Here is a 23,240-nt window from a genome sequence, read left to right on the forward strand (position 1 = left end):
TGTTTTGCTTCTGCCGGTAACCTATACTTAGATCTTCGGTTCTTAGAATACTATGTGAATCGGTTTTTCTGATAATATTATTCTTTAAAAAATAAACTTTCGTTTTCGTACCAGAAGCCAGATCACCACCGGTGCACCAACTAAAGAGGTGATCGCATTGATTGGCAGCGTGTAATTTGTTCCCGGTAATTGTGCGACAATATCACAAAACAGCATAAGGATGGCCCCTCCTAAAATTACGGCGGGAAGCAATATTCTGTGATCATTGGTCGGGATTATTTGCCGAATGAGATGAGGTACAGCAAGGCCTACAAAAGCAATTGGACCTGCAAATGCGGTGATACTTCCGGCTAAAAAGCTGGTAGCGATAATTAAAACTGCCCGGTTCCGGTTGATGCTTATTCCAAGACTTTTTGCATACTGCTCTCCCAGTAAAAGGGAATTCAGGTTTTTGATTCGGGTAATTGCAAGAATAATCCCCAGGGCCCAGAAAAATGATAGAACCCCTACTTCCTGCCAGTTAAGATTACCCACACTTCCGAAGGACCAGAAAACATATTGCTGTAATTGATCTGCCGGACTGAAATAGGATAAAACACTCACCACAGCAGAGGTAAGGCTGGCAAACATGAGTCCGATGATGAGAATAGCCATCGTGTCTTTAAGCCTTATAGAAGCTGCCATAACAGCTAACAGCACCAGCAAACTCCCCAGGCTGGAGGCAATGACCATTCCCCAACCCGATAACAGCAGACTTAAAGCAATTCCTCCAAACATGGAGGCACCCATTAAAACCAGGGCAACCCCCAGACTTGCTCCGCTGCTAAGTCCAAGTACGTACGGTCCGGCCAGCGGATTCCGGAACATGGTCTGCATGAGCATGCCGCTTACCGCAAGACCCGAGCCTGCCAATATGGAGGTGAGCGCTTTCGGGATCCTGTATTCCAGAATGATGTATCGCCAGCTCTCCTTGCTGACTTCCCCATTAAAAATTACTGCAAAAACCTCACTGAAAGGAATGTCTACAGAACCCAGGCTAATATTTAAAAAAGCGGTGACCAGCACTAAAAATAGCAGGAGGGCAAAACTTAATTTATATTTTCCGGGGGTATGCAACTATTGTAATGGTTTATAAAAAGTGGTTTCGTAATTGGGCAAAAGTTCTGGGTGAAAAATGGAGATAAGATCTTTTAAAACAAGATCTGGTCGAATTGGAGCCAATTCGTAAAAAATAACGCCGCCGGTTGTACCTGTTGCACTGGCAAAGGTGTAAATATTCTTTTTTTGAAAGGCATCAAATTCGCGGTAATGTTGAGAGGTGTTTTCCATTTCTTCATAAGTTAGAAATTGCGCCGGTCCTGCCCAGAAATCGGCGTCTTTGGCTTTCTCCAGGACATTTTCAAAGGAGAGGGAGATGCTTCCGCTCCCCCGGGAGTCACTGTAAAGATAATTGGCGTTGGCATCTTCCATAAACTGGGCCTGCCAGCTGTCTCCGGCTGGTAAGTACCATTGATCCTGATACATTGCACCAGATATTACCGTAGGTTGTGAAGAAGAATTTTCTGCAAGTTTTTTTGCATCCTCATAGGCAGCACTTACCTCCTTGAAAAATTCTGCTGCTTCTTCAGATTTGTTGTAGAAGGCTCCAAAAAACTTGATCCATTCTGCTTTTCCAAGTGGAGAACTTTCTGTCCAGTCCCCATTGAAAACCACTGGAATTCCGCTTTTCTGGATAGTATTGAAGGTTTTGTTACTTCCATCAAGAGAGAAGCCAATCACTACATCGGGCTGCAAGTCCAGGAGTATTTCGGTATTTATCGCTTCATTTTTTCCAAGTTCTGTGACGCTTCCGTTATTGATCAACTTTCTTGTTTCTTCAGAAGAAATATAGTCCAGGCCGGGAAAACCAACAAGGGTTTGCTCTTCCTCCAGTACTTCCAGTGAAGGAATGTGAGTAGTGGAGGTTACCACCACTTTTTCTACCGGAACAGTGATTTTTTGATCGTACTTTATATTTTTTGGAATTTCAGCATCTTTTTCGGCAAGTAAATATCTGTAGGAAACATCTGCTTCCGGCCATGGATTTTCTACAGTAAGGATCTTGTAATTTCCAAAATCTGTCAGCGTAAAACCTTTGGCATAATCCACTGGAATTGTGTTGCCTTCAGTAGATTCGGCAGCTTCATCTTTATTTGGCTCAGATTTACATCCGAAGATCAAAAACGAAATAAGCAAGAATGATATTTTTTTCACCGGTAGTAGTTTTCAGAATTCAAAAGTAAGATTTTTAATTTTTCAGCTGCCAAATAAGACAAAATGTTTACTTTCGTGCAAACTTTGGTTCAATAACGACTCTGAAAAGTTCAGAGATCTACGTTGATTAAAAGGGAATCAGGGGAAAACAAGTTTAGAGGTTGGAAGTACGAGGTACGAAGTTAAAAGTACAACGTAAACATAACTTTTTAAAGAGTTTTCCATTGAAGTAAAGAATGAAAAAATGAATTAGACAGACTTCTAATTTCACGTTTTTCACCTCTAACTTCAAAAAAGCCTGAGCTGTTCCCGCAACTGTAAGCTAAGTCCCGTAAGGGATGCTTGTTGTTAAAACTTCAAATACCACTGTTCCGGAAAGGGATGGGAAGGTGAACAACAAGACGCAAGCCAGGAGACCTGCCAAACAAAACTTTAAATCGAGACTTTCGGGATAAGAGTCAGAGGCAGATGAAAAAACTACGTCACTACACACTGTTGTTACTTTTGTTACAGGTACTTTCCGTATCCGGACAAAAAGATTCTATTAATGTTCTCGAAGAGGTGTTAATAGATGCGAAACTGAATGTTTTCTCAACCGGACAAACGGTCCTGAGTATTCCCGATTCGATTACGAAACGGAGCAGACCGTTGCTCGCTTCTATCTTGAAATATAACACGCCCGTTTATTTCAAAGAGAACGGACTCGGGATGGTTTCTTCCCCCTCTTTTCGTGGTACGAGTGCTTCACAAACTGCGGTGTTATGGAACGGGATAAATATCAACTCACAATTTAACGGACAAACAGATTTTAATGCCATAAATGCCGGTGGTTATGATGAGATCGCGGTTCGCGGCGGCGGCGGAAGTGTGGTGTATGGTACCGGCGCAATTGGGGGAACGGTGCATCTCAATACTCATTTATCTTTTCGGAAAAAACTGGAAAACGATGTGTTTGTTCAGTACGGTAGCTTTAATACGCTTGATGCAAGATATCAACTGGAAGCCGCAACCGGGGATTGGAGCATCACGGTTTCAGGAGCACGTAATAGTTCAGATAATGATTATGAATATGCGGACAATAAGGGAGAAAATATTAACGGAGATTTTTACAGTAACAGTTTTAATTTGGGGCTTGCCTACCGGGTAAATAATCGGAATACGATTAGGTTCTACAGCGAACTTTTCGATGGAGAAAGGCATTTTTCTTTAATCCGGCCTTCGGACACTAAAACTAAATATCAGAATTTAAATAACAGGAATTTGCTGGAATGGGAGAGTGAATTATCCCGGTTCACTTCTACTGTGAAGCTTGCTTTTCTTGATGAAAACTACAAATACTTCGGAAATATAGCTTTTGAAAATCACACTTTTGGAGAAGCAGATACCTTTATTGCCAAGTATGATCTTAAGTTTGAAGCTTCAGAATATATTCAGCTCAATACAGTTCTCACCAACACCTACAATAGCGGCAAAGGGAGCAGTGTTGGACAAGCAAACCGGAATATTTTTTCGGCAGCATTTTTAATGAAGCACTGGCTGAATGAGAAATTAAGCTATGAAGCCGGTGTTCGTACAGAAATTACAGATAATTACGAGAGTCCGGTGTTGTTTTCTGTAGGTACAAATTACCGGTTTTTCGATTGGTATAGTTTGAAATTAAATGCTTCACGAAATTTCAGGATTCCCACCTTTAATGATCTTTACTGGTCCTCTTCGGGAAATACCGATTTGGCTGCCGAGGCTTCCCTGCAGGGAGAAATCGGGAACCGCTTTACCTGGCAAGATATTGAATTGAACCTTACAGCTTATTATATAGATATTGAAGATATGATTCGCTGGATTCCCGAAAGCGGAGGCTTGTGGCGGCCTGAAAATGTAGATGAGGTGAATACGTACGGGTTGGAAGCTCTCCTTGGCTGGAAGAAACAACTGGAAAATTATGGCTTCATAAACTTTAGAAGTACTTATGCCTATACTATTTCAAAAAACAAGCAGACGAAAAACTATTTAACCTTTGTTCCCAAACATAAAGCCACTGCCGCAATTGATTATTCTTATAACCGTTGGGCGATAGATTACCAATTCCTTTTTAACGGTGAAGTCTATACCCGTTCCAATAATGACACCAGGTATAACCTTAACAGCTATTCGGTTTCCAATCTGGGAATTTCTTATGAGTTAGGGAAGGAGCATAATTACAGAGTAGGAGGACGTGTTCTGAATCTTTTTGATATAGCTTATGAAAGTGTAGAAAACCGGTGGATGCCGGGCATTAATTTTAATATTTACCTAAACTTTAATTTTTAAAACGATGAAAATTAGCAAACTATTTTTATTCGGAGTACTTGGAGCATTTTTGCTTAACTCCTGTAGCAGCGATGATGATACCAATATTCCGGAGCCAACTCCCGAAAGCGATTATTCCAATGGGATTTTCGTGGTGAATGAAGGTAGCTTTAGCGGGAGTGGAACCATTACTTATATTAGTAATGATCTTCAAATGGTAGAAAATGATATTTATTCAAAGGTTAATGACGGAGATGACCTCGGCGCCTTTGCTCAATCCATTTTTTTTCATGATGATCTTGCTTTTGTAATTTCAAATGGCTCCAATCTTATCACTGTTGTTGATAGAAATACTTTTGAACTGGTAGGAAAAGTGGATAGCGGCTTACAGGTACCTTATTATGGGGCCGTGGTAGACGGAAAAGTTTATGTTACCAATCTTGCAGATTTTATGGATAACAAAGATGATTATATTGCTGTGATCGATGTTGAAAGCCTGGAAGTTGAGGAGACGATACTCATTAATGATTTTGGGGACAACTTAATTGAAGAAGATGGGTTGCTTTACATTCCATCGTACTCCAGCGGAACATTAAACGTATTCAATCCATCTTCCGCAAATGTGGAAAAGGTTATCCCGGTAGGAGCAGGGTTTAATTCATTGGAAATTGATGATAATACTCTTTACGCTTTAACTTCAGAAAAATTATTGGAATTAGATCTTTCCACATCTGAAATTATTTCTGAAATTGAATTTCCAGAAGAACTTTCCGGAGCCCGAAACCTGCGTATCGAAGATGAACAGTATTATTATACTATAGGGAATGCAGTTTATGTAACAGACATCACTGCAGCTGAACCTACAGAAACGGCTTTACTGGAATATCAAAGTAATTCGCAGTATGGAAAAACCTATGGATTTGCTGTAAAAGATGACAGGATCTATATTGGGGATGGAGGGGATTTCGAATCCAATAGTTTTGTGGAAATATATACTGTAGAAGGAGAACTTCTTGAGAAAATTAATGTGGGGATAGCTCCAAATGGTTTTTACTTTAATGATTAAAACTCCTATGTTAAAAAACAAAAAATCCCGCGAATGTGGACTGAACCCCAAAAGTTGGAGGGTTAAACAAATATTTAATTATTGATAATGGGCCCGATATTTTATCGGGCTCATTCCATTTAATGCCAAAGATATTCTTTCTTTGTTGTAATATTTGATGTATTCCTCGATATCTTTTCTTTAATTCCTTAACGTTTCCATACTTTTTCAGGTAGTACAATTCGGATTTTAATGTTCCAAAGAAGTTCTCTACCACCGCATTATCTAAGCAGTTTCCTTTTCTGGACATGCTTTGGTTAATGTTTTTCTTTTCCAGTATCTTTTGATATTGTGGCATTTGATATTGCCATCCCTGGTCGGAGTGTAGCATAAGACCTGTTAGATCCGGTAACTTTTTAAAAGCTTTGTTCAGCATGGTAAGTACCTGTTTGAAGTTAGGGGATTCTGAAAGTTCATAGCTGATGATCTCCCGGTTATAAAGGTCCATGATAGGAGATAGGTACAACTTTCCTCCAGCCACTTTAAATTCCGTAATATCTGTCACCCATTTTTCATACATCCTGGAAGCCTTAAATTGCCTGCCCAGCATATTAGGGGCTATCCTCCCGTGTTCTCCCTTGTAGGACCTATATTTTTTAATCCTTATCCGCGACTTTAAACCTAGTTCTCCCATTAGCCTGAGGACAGTTTTGTGATTGATAATAACTCCAGATTGTTTTAACTCCAGAGTAATCCTGCGATATCCATATCTGCCTTGATGCTTGTGGTAGATTCTGCGGATATCACGTTTGATTTGCTGGTATTTGTCCTTTTTCTTTAGGACACTTTGATGGTAATAAAAACTACTTCTGGCCATTGGGGCATGCTGTAACAGTAAAGACAGCTTATGCTTAGGCCTTAACTCCTCAATGGCTACTGCTTTTTCTTTTTGTCTTGAGCTAAGGCGTGCAACTTTTTTAGCAGTGCTAATTCTGCTTTTAAAGATTCATTCTCTTGTAGAAGTTCTTCCTCCCTTGAGAGTGGTTTGCCGGTTGATTCTTTGGACTTGGTTTTCATAGATCGGGGTCGCCCTCTCCTATCTTTTTCGAATCCGGTACCCCCTTCATTAATATAGGTCAAGTACCATGTACGAACAGTAGAGGGAGTGGGAATATTATATTTTAAACTTGCTGCCTTAAAAGATAATCCCTTTTCTTCAATACTGCGAACAACCTGGAGCTTAAATTCTTTAGAATAAGTCGTATTGGATGTTCTAGGGGTTAATCCGGCAGCACCATACTTCTGGTAAAATGAAACCCACCTTTGCAAGCAAGCCCGATCAACTCCCAACTGATTACTTACCATATTAACTCCTTGATGTTCCTCCAGTACTGCCTTAACAGCTTTAATTTTAATTGACTTTCCGTATTTAATTTTTCTACTCATAAAAATGCCCCCAAATAGTGTCTAACTTTTTGGGGGCACTTCAAAAATGCGGGTTTTTTTGTTGATAAGAAGAATTTACCTTGTTGCATTAAACTCTTAAAAAATTATTTTTCCTTAGTCCTTTTTTCTTTCAGATGCTGTTTAAGGAAATCGGGTAATTCCTGGATGTACATTCTTTGATAACTGGGTTCGTTCATTCCGCTTTCTCCTACCAGTTTGAAATTAAAAGTAGCTCTTTTAGCCATAGCAATTTCTTCCTGATCCTGTGGGATTCCTGCAATATCATTAAGGGCAGCTTTTAATAAAGGTTCGTTTTTATCACCTAAAACTCCCATGTTGCCTGGATCTTCCTCCACTTCAATGTCCGGATCAATACCTTCTACATAATCACTTACCCCATCTTTGTTTGTCGATTTATAAACCAATGGCTGGATGGCATAAGTATGATTTTCATTAGCTCCTTCCCGACCAAAATTCGGACTATCATAAAGAGTTACAGACGCCTGAAACTTTCCTGTGGTGGTAGTTCCTATCTGCACCACATCAATATAAGGGTCTAATCCATTAATGATCAATTCACTTGCAGATGCAGTACGATCTGTAGTTAAAACATACACTTTGCTTAAGCCTAAGCTGTTAAGCAACACATCTCTTTCACTCTCCAATTGCCGGTCCAGGGTGATATTATCTTTAAACCTGTTGATATAGCTTTCGGCCGGCCAGGCGTTTTGATATTTTTCATTCCATTGCTGTTTTAAAAACACCTGATCTTTATATTGTCCTGTGATCATCCCTGCTAGGCCTACTGCAGAGGCTACAGATCCACCTCCGTTATACCGAAGATCCAACACAAGGTCTGTTATTCCTGCAGTTTGTAATTCGGCAAAGGCATTGTTTAGTGCCTCGTCATAATTTGCTGTAAAACTGTTATACATGAGGTAACCAACTTTCCTCCCATCAACATCCATGGTTTTTGTAATAAAAACAGGATTGGTATTGTACTCGATCTGGTTAAGGGTAACGGTTTCCTCGGTAGCATAAATGGTACTCCCTTTAATTTCTGCAATCGTAATTGCATAACTTTGTGCAGCCAGTAAGCCTTGATAATTATTTAAAGTCATTCGTTTGCCATTAACTTCAGTAAAGGCAACTCCACGTTTTATTCCCTTCTCTTCAGCAGGTGTATTTGGAAGAACATAATTTACAATAGCAAGGATCTCATTGTTTCCAAACAGGTACAATCCAAGCTGCATTCCGTTAGTGGTTGCTTTACCTGCAAAATTATTTTCCAGTGCTACATAATTATCTGTCATAAAACTGAAATTGTCTACTGAGGATTGAAGACCTTCATACAGATCTAGCGGAGAATCAAATTCATCCAGGAAATCTCTCCATTCCAGTTCTGTACTAAAAGTGTTATCTGCCAAAGTGGGAACATCTGCTTTATATAAATAAATCTCGTTCATTCCGGCGTAAATAAATTCTTCTACTTCCAGGTTACGGGTATCTTCTTCTTCTTCCTCTGGTTCTTCTTCAATTTCCTCTACCGGGTCTACAGCGGGTTCTTCCGTTACGTCATCATCCTTGGAACAGGAAGTAAAGAGAAATCCGAAGACAAAAAATGGTAATAACAATTGGGTCTTTTTCATATATAAGTTTTAATTAAGATGCTAAAAATAAATACATTCCGCAGGAATAAAAATATTTCTAAAAGAAAAGTTAATTTTTAACTTTTAAGGAATGGAAACAGACTGGTCATACATTCTCTTGTAAAGTAGATTTTCCATTCCGCTTTCACCAATTAAATACATAGGCCTTAAAACACTACTTTTTTGAGCTGATATTCCTTCAATATTGTCTAAAGCAGCCTGTAGCAGCGGTTCATTAGGTTCACCAATTATGCCAAGATTCGTCAGATCTTCAGATATTTCAATATCAGGAAGCAAACCGTTGAGATAATCTGTGGTGCCGGCTGCATTTGCAGATTTATAGATCAAAGGCTGGATAGCGTAAGTATGTCCCGGATTTGCACCTGTTCTTCTGAAATCGTGGGAATCGTACAGTGTAACCGAAGCCTGAAATTTTCCTGTAGTCCTTTCCCCAACCTGAATTACTTCAATATAAGGTGATAGCCCGTTGATGACCAGCTCACTTGCAGAGGCTGTTCTTAAAGTTGTGATGATGTACACGCGGGTTAAGTTGAGACTGTTAATGCTACTTCCGGTTCTTATTTTATCATTGAAACGGTTGATCAAATCTTCAGGTTCATTTTCTTCATAGTAAGCCTGGTAATCTTCGTTCCACAATTCTGTAGAAAAAATTTCTCCGGAATATTGTCCGGTGATCATACTGGCAAGATCTGTAGCGGTTTCTACAGATCCACCTCCGTTATAGCGAAGATCCAGAATAAGCTCTGAAATATTTTCTGATTTAAAAGCTCCAAACGCAGCATTTAGTTCTTCGTCAAAACTTCCGGTAAAGCTATTATACATAAGGTAACCGACTTTTCCTAGATTGGTAGAAAATGTCTTCGCTACAAAAACCGGATTTTCCGTGTATTGTTCTTTGGTTAAAGTAACGGACTCGCCAGTAGGTCGCACTTCAGATTCTTCCAAAGTGGCAATTCCAATGGTGTATTGTGGCAGGTTTATCAAGCTTCGGAAATTATCATCGGTTAGCTGTTCTCCATTGATGGTATGGAAAAGATCTCCCCGTTTTACTCCCTGTGCAGCTGCTGAGGTATTCGGTAAAACATACCGCACGTAGCCCAGCACCAGGGGAGAAGATTCAGAATATCGTACCAGCCCGAATTCCATTCCGTTGGTTAGGGCAATTCCTTCCAGCGCATTTTCCAATTCAATATAATCGTCTACAAGAAAACTGAACCTGTCCTGTGGAGCAACCAATGCATCAAAAAGAGCTTCGGGAGTTGCGAAATCGTCAAGAAAAGTGTTGAGGTCTTCGTTGTTTATAAAATGATCATCTGCCAGCTGCGGGATTTCAGATTTATACAGATAAAAATTGTTCATGCCCCTCCAGATGAAATTATTTATTTCTAGGGTGGTGGCATTATTTACCACATCATCCATATCTTCGGCACATGCGCTCAGCAAACTTCCGAAGAAAAGGGAAAGGATTATAATTTTTATAGATCTCATAGATTCTTTACTGCTCATAATTGGCTAAAAGTAAGTAGATTCAGATAAATTAAAAATTAATTGTAACAATATTGTTTGTTGGCCGTCGTAATAGAAAGGGCCTTAAAAAAGCTTTTGTAACTAACCAAAAATGAAACAGAATACCTTCATTGATCTCATGAATCCTGTTCAGGATAAGATGTATCGAATGGCAAAAAGGCTGCTGGTTTCGAAAGAGGCTGCCGAGGATGCCATACAGGAGGTGATGATGAAATTATGGAGCAGAAAGCAGACACTTTCGTCTTATGACAATCTGGAAGCTTTTGCCATGACAGTTACCAAGAATTATTGTCTGGACCAGTTAAAACTGAAAGGGAACAATAATTTAAGGATCGTTCACAGCAATTATGAAGACGGGAATCCTTCTCTTCAGAAAAAAATTGAAGTACAGGATGACCTTGACTGGGTTCAGAAAATAATAGAAAACCTGCCCGAACAGCAAAAAGTACTGGTTCAACTAAGAGAAGTAGAGCAGTATGATTATGACGAGATCGCGGAGATGACAGGAATGCAACAAACAGCAATAAGAGTTGCTCTTTCGCGGGCACGAAAAAAAATTAAGGAAGAAATGATAAAAAGACACCGCTATGGAATCAAAAGTAATTGACAACTTAATGGAGAAGTACCTCAATGGGGAAACTTCTTTACAGGAAGAGGCAAGGCTTAGGGATTATTTTGGATCTGGCTGGGTGGCACCTCATTTGCAAGAGTACATTCCCTTGTTCGCTTACTTTCAAATGTCCAGAGAAGAGAACTATTCAGGAAAGATCCACTTCCACAAAGGGAAAAAAAGAGTGTACTCCTGGGTAGGAATAGCGGCCTCCATAGTGCTTGCTGCAGGATTGTTTCTTCAGCAGCCTAACAAAACCACAGAATTTGGTTCTTATGAAGATCCCGAACTGGCCATGCAAAGAACAAAAGAAGCCCTGCAACTTGTTTCTCAATATATGAACAGCGGTACAGAGGAGTTGGTGTACCTGAAAGAATTTGACAACGCCAAAAATAAAATTTCAAGAAAATAACTAAATCTAAAAACCCATGAAAAATTCAATTCTCGCACTTTGTGCCTTTCTCATCCCCTTTCTTTCGGGTGCACAAAATTTTGCTAAATATGAGAACATGAAAGAAGTAGACGCGGTAGTCATTACCAGTAAAATGTTTAAGCTTCTTACGAAAATAGACCTTAATGCCGATGATCCTGAAACTCAGCAGTACATTGACCTTATTGAGAATCTTCAGGAAATCAGGGTATTCACTTCCAAACAGGAAGGTGTACGAAAACAAATGGCTTCAGATGTGCAGTCGTTTCTTAAAAATGGTACCATGGAAGAGTTAATGAGAGTATCCAGCGATGGTAAGAATGTGAAGTTTTACTACAAACCCGGCAGGAATGATGATTATGTAAGTCAGTTATTCATGTTTATGGAAGGGCAGGATGAAAAGACCCCTGTTTCGGTTATCTTGAATATTACCGGTGATATAAACCTTTCACAAGTTTCCAAACTGGCCCAGGATTTTAAAATTCCGGGAGGTGAAGAACTTGAGAACATTGAAACCAACTAAAGATGAAAAGGTTTAAAATTTTACTGGCTCTTGGGGCACTGGCATTCTATTCCTGTGATAATGAAACTACTTTACAAGAATATTATGTTGAAAATCAGGGAAACAAGCAGTTTCTAGCACTGGATGTTCCGTCAAGTTTATTGACAGGGAGTGGATCCAGACTTGATACAGAACAGAAAGCGACACTCGAAACGATTAAAAAAGTCAATTTAATGGCTTTTCCCATGAATGATGAGAATAAAGCTTCTTATGAGCAGGAAAAAGAAAAACTAACTGCCATCCTGCAAAACGACAAGTATAATACCCTGATAAAATACGGAGGGGGCTCAAGAAAGGCTGAATTATACTACCTCGGGGAGGAAGACGCTATCGATGAATTTGTAGTATTTGGATCGGACGAGGAGAAGGGATTTGCAGTAGCCCGGGTGTTGGGGGAAGACATGAAGCCGGAAGCTTTAATAAAACTTCTGAAGTCTTTCCAGGAAGGAGATATTGATATCCAAGGCCTACAAAGCCTGACATCTTTTAAAGATTAAGAATTTGGTTTAATTGATTTTGTACCAGGTTAAACTAGTAGAGGCTGTCTAAAAAGCTTTAAAATCGTCCTTCGGAATTTATTTCAGAATCTTATTATTCTATTTTCTAGAATTTATTAGAATCTACAACAAGTTCAGGTTGACGTTAAAAGTGCTTTTTAGATAGCCTCTTTTTCATTTTTAGATCCCGGTGTAGTTTTGAGGAGTGATCTGTTTCAGCTCTTTTTTAATGTCATTAGAAACTTCCAGTCCGTCTATAAATTCAGCTATACTTTGTTTGTTGATAGTCTCATTGGTGCGGGTAAGACCCTTTAAAGCTTCATATGGATTGACATAGCCTTCGCGCCTTAAGATCGTCTGAATAGCCTCTGCAACAACAGCCCAGTTATTTTCAAGATCGGCATTTAGCTTATGTTCGTTTAGAAGCAGTTTATCCAGCCCCTTTAATGTAGAAGCAAAACCTATCAAGGTATGTCCAAAAGGCACACCTATGACCCTTAAAACAGTGCTGTCGGTTAGATCGCGCTGCAACCGGCTGATGGGTAGCTTTGCAGACAAATGTTCAAAAAGGGCATTTGCGATCCCTAAATTTCCTTCACTGTTTTCAAAATCAATCGGGTTTACCTTGTGAGGCATTGCAGAAGATCCTACTTCCCCTTTTTTGATCCTTTGCTTAAAATAATCCATGGAAACGTAAGACCAGATGTCTTTGTCAAGATCAAGGATAATGGTGTTGATCCTTTTTAAAGCGTCAAAAAGGGCCGCCATGTGATCATAATGTTCAATCTGGGTAGTAGGGAAGGAGTGGTGAAGCCCCAGCGTGTTTTCTACAAAATCAGATCCGAATTTTTTCCAGTCGGTGTTGGGATAAGCCACTTTGTGAGCGTTGAAATTTCCGGTAGCCCCGCCGAATTTTGCTGCGGAAGGAATCTCTTTGAGAAATTTTATTTGTCCCTGCAATCTTTCTACAAAAACTGCTATTTCTTTCCCTAATCTCGTTGGAGAAGCAGGCTGACCGTGGGTTCTTGCCAGCATTGGGATCTCTTTCCATTCTTTGGAAAGATTCTGAAGCTTTTCCACCAGTTTGTTCAATTCTGGAAAATACACAGCAGCCAGAGCATCTTTTATGCTCAACGGTACTGCAGTATTATTTATATCCTGAGAGGTGAGTCCGAAGTGGATAAATTCTTTTGACTGCTCCAGCCCAAGATCATCAAAGCGTTTTTTTATAAAATATTCAACCGCTTTTACATCGTGGTTAGTTACTTTTTCAATGTCTTTAATAGCCGCAGCATCTTCGGTGGTGAAATCTTTGTAGATCTTTCTAAGATCCGGGAATAGTGCGTAATCCACTTTGGAAAGCTGTGGTAACGGAAGCTCACAAAGTGCAATAAAATATTCTATTTCTACTTTTACCCTGTAACGAATAAGGGCTTCTTCACTAAAGAAATTAGACAGTTCTTTCGTTTTTTGGTGGTATCGACCATCAATAGGAGAAATTGCTTGAAGGGCAGTCATTGAAATGAAGTTAAAATTAAGAAGTAAAGATACAGCTTCAAATGAAATTCCAAACCTTGAAATTCCAAATTCCGTAGCTTTTATGGGATCATATCTTTTTACAATATCTTCATCACATCGAAAATTTACCGCCCCTAATTCACTCCCGAAGCAATTCTGAAACTACATTAGGTACGCCCACAGAGGCTTTTTCGGCAAAGACTTTGAGGTTTTTCTTTGGTTCTATTGCCGGTTTGGGATCGATAAAGTAGATGGGGATTCCTTCCGGAGCATAATGTATGAGTCCGGCGGCAGGATACACCTGCATTGATGTGCCAATGATGATCAAAATATCTGCCTGCGAAGTGACTTCCATAGCATTTTCCATCATAGGGACAGCTTCTCCAAACCATACGATATGTGGCCTTAACTGGTGGTTGTGTTCGCAGAAATCTCCCTTGTTGAGTTCTTCTTCCCAATCCAGGATGAGGTCTTCATCAAAGGTGCTTCTCACTTTCTTCAACTCTCCATGGAGATGGATCACATTTTTGCTTCCGGCGCGTTCGTGGAGATCATCAACATTCTGAGTAATTATATGAACATCATATTTTTCTTCCAACTTTTTCAGAGCGGTGTGTGCGGAATTAGGCTCTACTGTTTTTAACTGTCTTCTGCGTTTGTTATAGAAATCCAGCACCAGTTCCTGATTTTGCTCCCAACCTATGGGGGAGGCGACTTCCATCACATCATGACCTTCCCAAAGTCCGTTGGCATCCCTAAAGGTATTAATCCCGCTTTCGGCGCTTACTCCGGCGCCTGTGAGTATAACTATTTTCTTCATTTCTGAGCTTTAATTATAAAGATAAGGATAAATTAAAAATGCTATTGATGAAAGGACTTGTTTCAGCTTCTTCAGATATATAAAATTCAATATTAAAATAATGTTGGTTCTTAGGTGTAATAAATCCAATTTTCAGCCACTAAACAGGAAAAGAACAATTTTGAGCAGCGATTTTTACACCAATTCTATTCTGCCTTATGCGCCCATAATTATAAAGATATGCAGGGCGTATACCAATTGTCAGGAGGATTATGAGGATTATTATCAGGAGGTTTGCCTTCAGGTTTGGAAGAGCAGAAATAATTTTAAAGGAAATGCACAATGGTCTACCTGGATTTATAGGATTTCTTTGAACGTTTGCCTCACACTTTTAAAGAAGGGGAAAAAGAAAGAGGAATTTCCCACTGATAATATTCTGGCAGCAGAGGTCGAGAAAAATAATTTTTTTACTGAAGATTCCCTTAACCTTTTATACGCAGCCATTAAACAACTTTCGGAAGTAGACCGTGCGGTTATTTTGCTTTACCTGGAAGAAAAGTCATATAAGGAAATCGCAGAGATTACCGGCACTAGTGCCAATAATATTGGTGTAAGGATTACTAGGATTAAATCACGACTTAAAAAATTATTAGATGGAAAAATCAATTGAACAAATGTGGAGCAACGGCTTTTTGAAGGACGAAAGTTTGCTGGTCCCAAAAATTAACGATTTGTACAACCAAAAATCACAGTTGCTTATAGAGAAGTTTAAACGTACCTACAGCATAGATAATAAGAGTATGATCCCGCTAGGATTGGCGTTTTTCGCAATTTCCGCTTTTTATGGATATTTACTTCTGGGTGTTTATTTAATGTTGCTTACACTCACTATGTTTTTCCTAAACAGGAAAAAGCTGAAAGAGTTGGAAAGCATTAGTATTGGTTCCAGTAGCTATGAATATTTGTTGGAATACCGGCAAATGATCAAAAAAACAGTGACATTTTATACCAGGTTATTGGGTTTTGGGCTTCCGGTAATGGGAATGATAGGATATTACCTCTATTTTAAAGACACACCAAAATTTCAGGAATTTTTAGGACAGGATTCAGGGGATAAAGTACTAATTGTTCTTGGAATAGGTATCATGTTGGCCATTATAGGAGTGGGAGCGTATAAAATCACTACCCATTTCGTCTACGGTAGGTTCGTGAGGAAAATGGAAGAACTCATAAGAGATATGAAGGAATTGAGGGAAGAGTAAATATGCTGTCTCCTATGGAGTAAAAGAAAGTGAAGCAGGATTCGAAATAATTGCAATTGAAACACTGAATTTTACTTATTGGCTACTTTTTTCCTCCATTTAAAAAGTGGCAACTAACACAGGCAAAGAAGAATGAGAAACCTGCTTTGTTTGAATTGATCTTCTGAAGCTAAAAAGCCACCATAACTGGAAACTGAGGTGAATTTTTCTTTTCTTTGTTCTTATTTTCAATATGGCAGTAGATCAAGAGTTATTGCATTTTCTGGAAGGTCAGTTGAGTCAACGCCGCAGAAATCTGTTTAAAAAAGTAATTGATAAACGAACTAATCATTTTACCGTTGCGACCCAGGATGTATATCAATTGCACAACACCAGTGCAGTTATAAGAAGTTGTGATGTGTTTGGGGTGCAGAATGTTCATGTAGTGGAAGAGGTGAACCTTAAAAAGATCGATAGGGAAATCGCCATGGGAGCTCAAAAATGGGTGGATATCAACAGGTATACAACTACGAAAGATTGTATTAAGAGTCTCCGCAAAAAAGGTTACAGGATCATTGCCACTTCGCCTCATGAAGGGAAGGCACTTCAGGAATTTGATATAAATTCTCCGGCAGCCATTTTCTTCGGAACAGAAACAAACGGACTTTCTCCCGAGGTGCTGGAAGAAGCCGATGAGGCAATCCAGATCCCAATGGTGGGATTTACCGAAAGCCTGAATATTTCGGTTTCAGCAGCAATTATTTTGCAGGATCTAACCTCGAGATTGCGAAGTAGCGATTTGAACTGGCAGTTTTCAGAAGAAGAGAAATTACTAAAACGTTTTGATTGGGCAACTAAAAATATCAAAAATGCAGCTGAATTAATAGAACGCTTTCAGACATCACTTTAATTCTATACTTTTAGACCTCCCAACAGGAAAATATGACCCTATTCTTCTATATCATTATTGGAATGATCACCTTTGTGGCCTTCCTTCATGCCTGGTCAAAAAAACAATACGATCTCAACCGGACCATTATTATTAACAAACCAAAACCTGAAGTATATGCCTATATACGACAACTCCAAAAACAACCATTGTGGATGGTGTGGTATCAGGAAAATCCAGAGGTAATCATTAAATACAAAGGAGAAGACGGTAAAATGGATGCGGCGTCTTACTGGAAAGGCAATAACAGAAATATAGGGGAAGGTATCCAGAAGATCACGAAAGTGAAAGAAGGAAAAGTGCTTGAAATGCAACTTTTATTTTTAAAGCCATATAAAACATTGGCCCTGCAGTATTTTGGAGTAAAGGAAGTGGAACCAGAGAGAACAAAACTCATTTGGGGTGTACGGGGTGCACACAAATTTCCTGCCTCTGTATTCACAATTTTCTACGGTTTAGAAAGAGCTATAGGAAAGGAATTTGAACAAGGGCTTAAGAATTTGAAGAACAACCTCGAAAACAGTAAGTAAAATGAAAGTTTGGTCCAAGAACATCATTGTGAGGTTCTCCACTTTTTCCTAAGTCCTTAATAAAAAGAGGCTGTTTAAAAAGCTTATATTCGTCCTTCTGAATTCATTTTCAGAATCTAATTATTCCGGTTTCCGGAATTTTTTAGAACTTTAGATTCCCGAAGTTCGGGACAGGTTGACAAAAAATGCTTTTTAAACAGCCTCTTCAATATTACATGTTCTCTTGAACTATCTTATCTGTTCAATAACTTGTATTCTTCATAACATCCGCTAATAGCATCCAGGATCTGGAGGTCATTGGCAGACTCCATAAAGTCTTTGGAATAATCACAACGCCGCAGGATTTCATCAATATCCATCCTGTTTACCTGAAGTAGGGCCATCAAGGTCTGCCTGTCAAATTTTGACTGCAGCAGGTTTCGTATTGCATCGTCATCTTTCATCTCTCGCAACTTTTTCATCTCCTTGGGTTTTTTTCCGAAGAGATTGTACAAAGCATCTGCCGGATTAAAAATGGCTCCAATCACCCTTGAAACTGCATTGGGACTATTATCGCCACCTTCATAACCAGTGTTCAAACCGGAAATGCTGTAGCGGTAATTCTCATAGATAGGGATGTTCCTGGCGTCAATTTCAAGGTATCCGGTTAATTGTACCGGCCGCACCACAACCTCCTCCAGGGCAATTCCCAGTTCGGTCATTTTTACTTTTACATCTCCAAAACGTTTCCAGTCATTTGTCACCCTTACCTGCAAAGATTTGAAACCCAGATAAGAAAAATACAGCGTATCATTGACGGCTGCCTTGATACGAAACTCTCCATCCTCATTCGTTATCGCACCAACCACCTGATTAAGGTTGACAATATGTGCGTTCTCAATAGGTACATCATTGGCAGCATTAAGTACTTTTCCCGATACCATAGTGGAATCCTGGCCGTAGGAAATAATGCTGAACAATAAAAAAAGAGGAATAAAAATGTATTTCATGGAAAAATTTCTTCGGCTTAAAAATAAAAATTAAGTAAGGAAAACCGTACCAAAATGAAAATATCTTGAATTTTTTCCGCTATTTTTTGGATCTCCTTCTTTGAATGGAACTTTCGATATTACCGCTCCTTCCACCGCCTTTTTTGCTTTTTCCTGCATCAGAGGAATCAGAAGACCTTCTTCGTCCTTTTCCAGATGATGATGATGATTTGTCAAAACTTTTAGGCTTATCAAAACTTTTCCTTTTTTTACTGTCTCCGTCAAACTTGCGTCTTCCGCCGCCACCGCCACCGCCGCCACCTCTCGGTGAGCTTTTGGTGATCTCAACATTTACCTGGCGTCCCTGATATTCGAAATCCTCGAAAGTAGCGATCACCTTGTCTTTAATTGCAGCATCTACATTAAAGAAAGAAAAGTTGTTTTTTACCTCGACACGGTTCACATCATCTCTTCCCAGCTCTAAAGTTTCCTTTAGAAAATCTTTCAGGCTCATCCAGTCAAAATCATCTTTTACCCCAACATTAATGAAGAAACGTGTGCTGTCTCCTGCATCCTGATAAGTGTCTCCGCTCGTTTTCGCATTAAGATCTGAAGCGTTGTTATAGTAATTAAAGAAACGGGTAAATTCAACTGAAAAGAATTTTTTAATAAGCTCTTCTTTGCTGAAATCTTCCAGTACTTCGTTGATCCCGGGAAGGTAAGTATCAATCTCATGATTGATCTCGGTATTCTTGATTTGGTTTGCCAGGTGGAATAACTGCACTTCACAGATCTCCATTCCGTCAGGAATTTCCTTTTTCTCAAAAGTCTGGCCAATGATGCGTTCAATTCCTTTGATCTTCCTCACTTCGCTCTTTGCAGCGATCACCATGGAAACTCCGCTTTTTCCAGCTCTTCCGGTACGGCCACTTCGGTGGGTGTAGATCTCAGGCTCGTCTGGTAATTGGTAATGGATTACGTGCGTAATGTCATCTACATCAATTCCTCGGGCAGCAACATCAGTAGCAACTAGTGTCTGAATTTGACGTGCCCTGAAGCTCTTCATCACAAGGTCACGCTGATTCTGACTTAAATCTCCGTGTAATGCAGCAGCGTTGTAGCCGTCTTCGATCAATTGTTCTGCAACTTTCTGAGTATCTCTTTTGGTTCTGCAAAAAACCACAGAGAAGATATCAGGATTTGCATCAGATAATCTTTTTAAAGCTGCATAACGGTCTCTGGCATTAACAACATAGTATTCATGAGATACATTGGAAGTACTTTTGTTTTTGGTACCAACAGTAATCTCCACAGGGTTGTTCATGAATTTTTTAGCAATGACAGATACTTCTTTTGGCATAGTAGCCGAAAACAGCCAGGTGCTTTTTTCTTTAGGAGTATGCGATAAAATCGCAGTGATATCCTCAAAGAATCCCATGTTAAGCATTTCATCTGCTTCATCCAGCACGCAGTAATCAATAGAAGAAATGTCTACCAGTCTTCTGTTCACCATATCCTGCATACGTCCCGGAGTGGCCACGATGATTTGTGCTCCTCTTTTTATCTGGTTTGCCTGGTCTGTAATACTGGCACCACCATAAATGGCAACCGTGTTTAAACCTCTGGCATACTTGGAATAATTCTGTAATTCGTTGGTGATTTGTAAACATAGTTCCCGAGTTGGAGAAAGAATTAATCCCTGGGTCTTTTTGCTGTCTATGTTTATTTTTTGGATAAGCGGAAAACCAAATGCTGCGGTTTTTCCGGTTCCGGTTTGGGCAAGAGCAACCATATCGGTCTCCTCCTGCAGTAAAATAGGTATTGCTTTTTCTTGTACTTCACTAGGCTCGGTAAAGCCCATGTCTTCAATAGCCTTCAATAAGGCGGTATTCAATCCTAATAATTCAAATTTGTTCATATAGATATAATAAGTTGCAAAGGTACGGATAAGTTAGCAGCTTATTAGATAAAACTTTAGCGAATAAAAAAGACCTTATTTTGACAGGTAATCGATCAATTCACGCATGGCTTTACTACGATGACTTAGCTGGGATTTTTCTTTTAAAGTCATTTCTGCAAATGTTTTGTCAAATCCATCGGGTTGGAAGACAGGATCATAACCAAATCCATGCGATCCTCTTTTCGCTGTAGTGATACTTCCCGTACAAATTCCTGTAAAAAGAATTTCATGTCCATTCATGTTAAGTGCGATCACAGTTTTAAACCGGGCTCTTCGGTTTTGCTGCCCCTCCATCTCCTTTAAAAGTTTTTGAACATTGGCTTCGTCGTTCTTCTCTTCTCCGGCATAACGGGCAGAATAAACCCCGGGTGCTCCATCTAAAGCTTCTACCATAAGCCCCGTGTCGTCGGCAAAACAATCATACCCTAATTGATTTTTTACGAAATCTGCTTTTAAGATGGCATTTCCGTCTATGGTGTCGGCAGTTTCAGGGATATCTTCGGTGTGGTTGATATCCTTCAGGCAAAGAAGTTTGATGTTTTCAGGAAGCATGACCTGGATTTCTTCCATCTTGTTCCGGTTTTGGGTGGCAAAGACGAGTTCCAGTTTGGTGATTTCTTTTGTGCTCATATTATTTATGGTGGTAGGGTTCATTTTTAAGAATGGTGAATGCCCGGTACAGCTGCTCTACAAAGAACAGACGTACCATTTGATGGGAAAAAGTCATTTTTGACAAAGAAAGTTTACTTTGAGCCCGGCTATAGACCTCTTCAGAAAATCCATAGGGCCCGCCAATCACGAAAATTAGTTGTTTCATGCCGCTGTTTAAGCGCTTCTGAATATATTCTGAAAAACCTTCTGAAGAAAATTGTTTTCCATTTTCGTCAAGCAGTACTAAAAAATCTGAAGGAGCTATCTTGTCTAATATTAATTTTCCTTCCTTTGTTTTTTGTTGCTCGGTATCCAGGTGTTTGGTCTTTTTAAGATCGGGGATGACTTCAAATTCAAATTTGTTGTAGTGGCCCAGCCTGTTTACATAAGTGTCGATAAGGTTTTTAAGTGCAGTATCATCGGTTTTTCCTATGCTGAGCAATTTTATCGTCATGCTGTTAAATTAGTGTTTACTTTGTAACTTTAGCAAAAATAACGACTCCAATGATTTCAAAAGAACAATTTGAGAAGGAAATTGAATTAATTATTGAAAATGCCATTCGGGAAGATGTTGGTCCCGGAGATCATAGTTCCCTCGCCTGTATACCTCAAAATGCCACCGGAAAAGCAAAATTACTGGTAAAAGATGAAGGCATCCTCGCCGGAGTGGAATTTGCAAAACAGGTTTTTGAACGTGTGGATTCTTCTTTGCAGATGGAGATTGTGATCAATGACGGAGAAAAAATTAAATCTAAAGATATTGTTTTTTATGTAGAAGGCTCTTCTCAGTCCATTCTTAAAGCAGAACGTCTTGTACTGAATGCCATGCAACGCATGAGTGCCATTGCGACCAAAACCAAAACATTTGTGGATAAACTGGAGGGGACCAAGGCCAAGATCCTGGATACCCGAAAAACCACTCCCGGAATTCGTGCCCTGGAAAAATGGGCCGTGAAAATAGGGGGTGGTGAAAATCACCGGTTCGCTTTGTATGATATGATTATGTTAAAGGACAATCATATCGATTTTGCAGGCGGTGTCAAACCAGCCATTAGAAAGACCCTGGATTACCTAAGGGAAAATGATCTTGACCTAAAGATAATTGTGGAGGCCCGTAATATGTCAGAGATTCGAAGTATTCTTGAAATGGAAGGCGTTCATCGTATTTTAATCGACAACTTTAATTATGAAGACACTAAAAAAGCTGTACAACTTATAGACGGAAAATGCCAGACTGAATCCAGCGGAGGGATCACTTTGGAAAGTGCCCGAAAATATGCAGAATGTGGGGTGGATTATATTTCCAGCGGGGCATTGACCCATTCGGTTTACAATCTGGATTTGAGCTTAAAGGCAATGTAATAAATGGCAAAAAAGGCAGAATCTAAAACAAAGGCTTTAAAAGAGTGGTGGGTCCGCAATACAAAAGCTGTTATTCTGCCGGGCCTTGAAGGTCTTACTCTGTATGATCTTCTGGTAATTTTCTACGGTGGAATTTTAAAGGGAACCTTTTCAACTCGTGCCAGTGCAATTGCCTTCAGCTTCTTTATGGCGGTATTTCCGTTTTTGCTTTTTATCCTGAACCTTATTCCTTTTATTACTTTTATTGATGATTTTCAGATAGAGTTTCTTTATTTCATGGATTCTCTTTTACCTCCCGAAACTTCAGAGTTTTTTGATAGTATCTTTGAAGATATTGCTGCAAAACGAAGAGGAGGATTATTGTCTTTTGTATTTATTCTTTCGGTGTTTCTAATGGCGAACGGGGTGAATGCCATCTTCACAGGATTTGAATTTTCTTATCACACCAAAATAAATCGTTCCATAATTAGGCAGTATATCATTGCCGTGGGAATTTCCATTATACTGGCAATTTTGCTCCTCACAGTGGTGGTGGTAAACTTGTATTTAACCTATATCATGGAAGACCTGAAATCTGTGGGTGTGGTTTCGAACGCGGTGTTATGGGCAAATATTGGCAGGTATTTAATGTTTGTGATGATGATCTATATAAGTGTCGCAACGCTCTATTATTTCGGAACAAAAGAAGGCCGCCTTTCCCGTTTCTTTTCAATAGGTGCGTTTTTCACTACCATCCTTATTGTGATCATGACCTATCTCTTTGGGATTTACATAGAACATTTTTCTTCTTATAATGAGCTTTATGGCTCGATTGGTGCATTGCTTATATTTATGGTGTATATATGGATAAATTCTAATATATTGTTGCTCGGTTTTGAACTTAATGCATCATTAATCAAACTTAGAAAGAAATAATCTAATTCAATTCTCAAAATT

24 protein-coding genes and 1 riboswitch are annotated in these 23,240 nt (G+C 39.4%); of the genes, 12 read left to right on the forward strand and 12 right to left on the reverse strand.

Features of this window, described 5'->3' with window-relative positions; all coding sequences use genetic code 11:
• Positions 1–84 precede the first annotated feature (84 nt).
• Both IE056_RS07900 and IE056_RS07905 read right to left on the reverse strand, forming a co-directional pair.
• Entirely contained in the window at positions 85–1,116 is a 1,032-nt protein-coding gene (locus IE056_RS07900) for an iron chelate uptake ABC transporter family permease subunit (protein WP_189604161.1), read from the reverse strand.
• Positions 1,117–2,253: an ABC transporter substrate-binding protein gene (locus tag IE056_RS07905; protein WP_189604162.1), complete on the reverse strand. Its 1,137-nt coding sequence runs from the start codon at positions 2,251–2,253 to the stop codon at positions 1,117–1,119.
• Positions 2,254–2,321: 68 nt separating this feature from the next.
• Positions 2,322–2,692, forward strand: a riboswitch (cobalamin riboswitch).
• A 29-nt stretch (positions 2,693–2,721) separates the two neighbouring features.
• Between IE056_RS07905 and IE056_RS07910 the strand changes: the two genes are divergently transcribed.
• Positions 2,722–4,560 (forward strand): TonB-dependent receptor plug domain-containing protein, encoded by a 1,839-nt coding sequence (locus IE056_RS07910; protein ID WP_189604163.1) that lies wholly within the window; start codon positions 2,722–2,724, stop codon positions 4,558–4,560.
• Between the two features lie 4 nt (positions 4,561–4,564).
• Positions 4,565–5,605, forward strand: coding sequence for a YncE family protein (locus IE056_RS07915; RefSeq protein WP_189604164.1), 1,041 nt, complete (start codon positions 4,565–4,567; stop codon positions 5,603–5,605).
• A gap of 10 nt (positions 5,606–5,615) precedes the next feature.
• On the opposite strand, the gene IE056_RS07920 is transcribed toward IE056_RS07915, so the two are convergent.
• From IE056_RS07920 to IE056_RS07935, 4 genes are all read right to left on the reverse strand, one after another.
• Positions 5,616–6,590 (reverse strand): IS3 family transposase, encoded by a 975-nt coding sequence (locus tag IE056_RS07920; protein ID WP_189604243.1) that lies wholly within the window; start codon positions 6,588–6,590, stop codon positions 5,616–5,618.
• A complete protein-coding gene (locus tag IE056_RS07925; protein ID WP_189604165.1) occupies positions 6,518–7,030 on the reverse strand; it encodes a transposase in 513 nt (170 codons plus the stop codon). The genes IE056_RS07920 and IE056_RS07925 overlap by 73 nt, the downstream gene beginning before the upstream one ends.
• A 104-nt stretch (positions 7,031–7,134) precedes the next feature.
• Positions 7,135–8,679 carry a GFO_1087 family putative carboxy terminal peptidase gene (locus tag IE056_RS07930; protein ID WP_189604166.1) on the reverse strand — a complete coding sequence of 515 codons (1,545 nt, stop codon included), beginning with the start codon at positions 8,677–8,679 and terminating at the stop codon, positions 7,135–7,137.
• Between the two features lie 84 nt (positions 8,680–8,763).
• Complete coding sequence (locus tag IE056_RS07935; RefSeq protein ID WP_229793700.1) at positions 8,764–10,206, reverse strand: GFO_1087 family putative carboxy terminal peptidase; 1,443 nt, start codon at positions 10,204–10,206, stop codon at positions 8,764–8,766.
• A 112-nt stretch (positions 10,207–10,318) separates the two neighbouring features.
• On the opposite strand from IE056_RS07935, the gene IE056_RS07940 reads away from it, so the two are divergent.
• The 4 genes from IE056_RS07940 to IE056_RS07955 are packed head-to-tail and all read left to right on the forward strand — an operon-like array spanning position 10,319 to position 12,326.
• Entirely contained in the window at positions 10,319–10,834 is a 516-nt protein-coding gene (locus IE056_RS07940; RefSeq protein ID WP_189604167.1) for a GFO_1088 family ECF-type sigma factor, read from the forward strand.
• Entirely contained in the window at positions 10,815–11,249 is a 435-nt protein-coding gene (locus tag IE056_RS07945; protein WP_189604168.1) for a PG0215 family putative anti-sigma factor, read from the forward strand. Before IE056_RS07940 ends, IE056_RS07945 begins: the two co-directional genes overlap by 20 nt.
• Before the next feature lie 16 nt (positions 11,250–11,265).
• A complete protein-coding gene (locus tag IE056_RS07950) occupies positions 11,266–11,790 on the forward strand; it encodes a GFO_1090 family protein (RefSeq protein WP_189604169.1) in 525 nt (174 codons plus the stop codon).
• A gap of 2 nt (positions 11,791–11,792) precedes the next feature.
• On the forward strand, positions 11,793–12,326 hold the full coding sequence (locus IE056_RS07955; protein ID WP_189604170.1) for a GFO_1091 family lipoprotein: 534 nt from the start codon (positions 11,793–11,795) through the stop codon (positions 12,324–12,326).
• Positions 12,327–12,506: 180 nt separating this feature from the next.
• On the opposite strand, the gene purB is transcribed toward IE056_RS07955, so the two are convergent.
• Both purB and IE056_RS07965 read right to left on the reverse strand, forming a co-directional pair.
• Positions 12,507–13,844 carry an adenylosuccinate lyase gene (gene purB / locus IE056_RS07960; RefSeq protein ID WP_373297298.1) on the reverse strand — a complete coding sequence of 446 codons (1,338 nt, stop codon included), beginning with the start codon at positions 13,842–13,844 and terminating at the stop codon, positions 12,507–12,509.
• A 139-nt stretch (positions 13,845–13,983) separates the two neighbouring features.
• Positions 13,984–14,664, reverse strand: a complete 681-nt coding sequence (locus IE056_RS07965; RefSeq protein WP_189604171.1) for an SIR2 family NAD-dependent protein deacylase — start codon at positions 14,662–14,664, stop codon at positions 13,984–13,986.
• A 160-nt stretch (positions 14,665–14,824) separates the two neighbouring features.
• Here IE056_RS07965 and IE056_RS07970 point away from each other — a divergent pair, with 160 nt between their 5' ends.
• From IE056_RS07970 to IE056_RS07985, 4 genes are all read left to right on the forward strand, one after another.
• A complete protein-coding gene (locus IE056_RS07970) occupies positions 14,825–15,313 on the forward strand; it encodes an RNA polymerase sigma factor (protein WP_189604172.1) in 489 nt (162 codons plus the stop codon).
• Positions 15,297–15,905: a hypothetical protein gene (locus IE056_RS07975; RefSeq protein ID WP_189604173.1), complete on the forward strand. Its 609-nt coding sequence runs from the start codon at positions 15,297–15,299 to the stop codon at positions 15,903–15,905. Before IE056_RS07970 ends, IE056_RS07975 begins: the two co-directional genes overlap by 17 nt.
• Positions 15,906–16,137: 232 nt before the next feature.
• A complete protein-coding gene (locus tag IE056_RS07980) occupies positions 16,138–16,794 on the forward strand; it encodes a TrmH family RNA methyltransferase (RefSeq protein WP_189604174.1) in 657 nt (218 codons plus the stop codon).
• A 32-nt stretch (positions 16,795–16,826) separates the two neighbouring features.
• Positions 16,827–17,363 (forward strand): SRPBCC family protein, encoded by a 537-nt coding sequence (locus IE056_RS07985; RefSeq protein WP_189604175.1) that lies wholly within the window; start codon positions 16,827–16,829, stop codon positions 17,361–17,363.
• 233 nt (positions 17,364–17,596) lie between these two features.
• Here IE056_RS07985 and IE056_RS07990 read toward each other — a convergent pair whose 3' ends face one another.
• From IE056_RS07990 to rlmH, 4 genes are all read right to left on the reverse strand, one after another.
• A complete protein-coding gene (locus tag IE056_RS07990; protein WP_189604176.1) occupies positions 17,597–18,352 on the reverse strand; it encodes a carboxypeptidase-like regulatory domain-containing protein in 756 nt (251 codons plus the stop codon).
• 79 nt (positions 18,353–18,431) lie between these two features.
• The gene (locus tag IE056_RS07995) at positions 18,432–20,249 is read right to left on the reverse strand and encodes a DEAD/DEAH box helicase (RefSeq protein ID WP_189604177.1); all 1,818 of its coding nucleotides are present in this window, start codon (positions 20,247–20,249) and stop codon (positions 18,432–18,434) included.
• A gap of 75 nt (positions 20,250–20,324) precedes the next feature.
• Positions 20,325–20,897 (reverse strand): non-canonical purine NTP diphosphatase, encoded by a 573-nt coding sequence (locus tag IE056_RS08000; RefSeq protein ID WP_189604246.1) that lies wholly within the window; start codon positions 20,895–20,897, stop codon positions 20,325–20,327.
• A gap of 25 nt (positions 20,898–20,922) precedes the next feature.
• Positions 20,923–21,396 (reverse strand): 23S rRNA (pseudouridine(1915)-N(3))-methyltransferase RlmH, encoded by a 474-nt coding sequence (rlmH, locus tag IE056_RS08005; RefSeq protein ID WP_189604178.1) that lies wholly within the window; start codon positions 21,394–21,396, stop codon positions 20,923–20,925.
• Between the two features lie 50 nt (positions 21,397–21,446).
• On the opposite strand from rlmH, the gene nadC reads away from it, so the two are divergent.
• The gene (gene nadC, locus IE056_RS08010; RefSeq protein ID WP_189604179.1) at positions 21,447–22,304 is read left to right on the forward strand and encodes a carboxylating nicotinate-nucleotide diphosphorylase; all 858 of its coding nucleotides are present in this window, start codon (positions 21,447–21,449) and stop codon (positions 22,302–22,304) included.
• Between the two features lie 3 nt (positions 22,305–22,307).
• The gene (locus IE056_RS08015) at positions 22,308–23,219 is read left to right on the forward strand and encodes a YihY/virulence factor BrkB family protein (RefSeq protein WP_189604180.1); all 912 of its coding nucleotides are present in this window, start codon (positions 22,308–22,310) and stop codon (positions 23,217–23,219) included.
• Positions 23,220–23,240 lie beyond the last annotated feature (21 nt).

The sequence above is a fragment of the Salinimicrobium marinum genome (assembly GCF_014651535.1).
In the GTDB taxonomy this organism is placed as follows: domain Bacteria; phylum Bacteroidota; class Bacteroidia; order Flavobacteriales; family Flavobacteriaceae; genus Salinimicrobium; species Salinimicrobium marinum.

Coding starts and splice junctions, on each gene's coding strand:
- IE056_RS07930 (WP_189604166.1), bottom strand. CDS start 8,679: ATGAAAAAGACCCAATTGTTATTACCATTTTTTGTCTTCGGATTTCTC.
- IE056_RS07925 (WP_189604165.1), bottom strand. CDS start 7,030: ATGAGTAGAAAAATTAAATACGGAAAGTCAATTAAAATTAAAGCTGTT.
- IE056_RS07950 (WP_189604169.1), top strand. CDS start 11,266: ATGAAAAATTCAATTCTCGCACTTTGTGCCTTTCTCATCCCCTTTCTT.
- IE056_RS07935 (WP_229793700.1), bottom strand. CDS start 10,206: ATGAGCAGTAAAGAATCTATGAGATCTATAAAAATTATAATCCTTTCC.
- IE056_RS07945 (WP_189604168.1), top strand. CDS start 10,815: ATGGAATCAAAAGTAATTGACAACTTAATGGAGAAGTACCTCAATGGG.
- IE056_RS07995 (WP_189604177.1), bottom strand. CDS start 20,249: ATGAACAAATTTGAATTATTAGGATTGAATACCGCCTTATTGAAGGCT.
- rlmH (WP_189604178.1), bottom strand. CDS start 21,396: ATGACGATAAAATTGCTCAGCATAGGAAAAACCGATGATACTGCACTT.
- IE056_RS07965 (WP_189604171.1), bottom strand. CDS start 14,664: ATGAAGAAAATAGTTATACTCACAGGCGCCGGAGTAAGCGCCGAAAGC.
- IE056_RS07980 (WP_189604174.1), top strand. CDS start 16,138: ATGGCAGTAGATCAAGAGTTATTGCATTTTCTGGAAGGTCAGTTGAGT.
- IE056_RS07940 (WP_189604167.1), top strand. CDS start 10,319: ATGAAACAGAATACCTTCATTGATCTCATGAATCCTGTTCAGGATAAG.
- IE056_RS07985 (WP_189604175.1), top strand. CDS start 16,827: ATGACCCTATTCTTCTATATCATTATTGGAATGATCACCTTTGTGGCC.
- nadC (WP_189604179.1), top strand. CDS start 21,447: ATGATTTCAAAAGAACAATTTGAGAAGGAAATTGAATTAATTATTGAA.
- IE056_RS08015 (WP_189604180.1), top strand. CDS start 22,308: ATGGCAAAAAAGGCAGAATCTAAAACAAAGGCTTTAAAAGAGTGGTGG.
- IE056_RS07990 (WP_189604176.1), bottom strand. CDS start 18,352: ATGAAATACATTTTTATTCCTCTTTTTTTATTGTTCAGCATTATTTCC.
- IE056_RS07955 (WP_189604170.1), top strand. CDS start 11,793: ATGAAAAGGTTTAAAATTTTACTGGCTCTTGGGGCACTGGCATTCTAT.
- IE056_RS07975 (WP_189604173.1), top strand. CDS start 15,297: ATGGAAAAATCAATTGAACAAATGTGGAGCAACGGCTTTTTGAAGGAC.
- purB (WP_373297298.1), bottom strand. CDS start 13,844: ATGACTGCCCTTCAAGCAATTTCTCCTATTGATGGTCGATACCACCAA.
- IE056_RS07915 (WP_189604164.1), top strand. CDS start 4,565: ATGAAAATTAGCAAACTATTTTTATTCGGAGTACTTGGAGCATTTTTG.
- IE056_RS07910 (WP_189604163.1), top strand. CDS start 2,722: ATGAAAAAACTACGTCACTACACACTGTTGTTACTTTTGTTACAGGTA.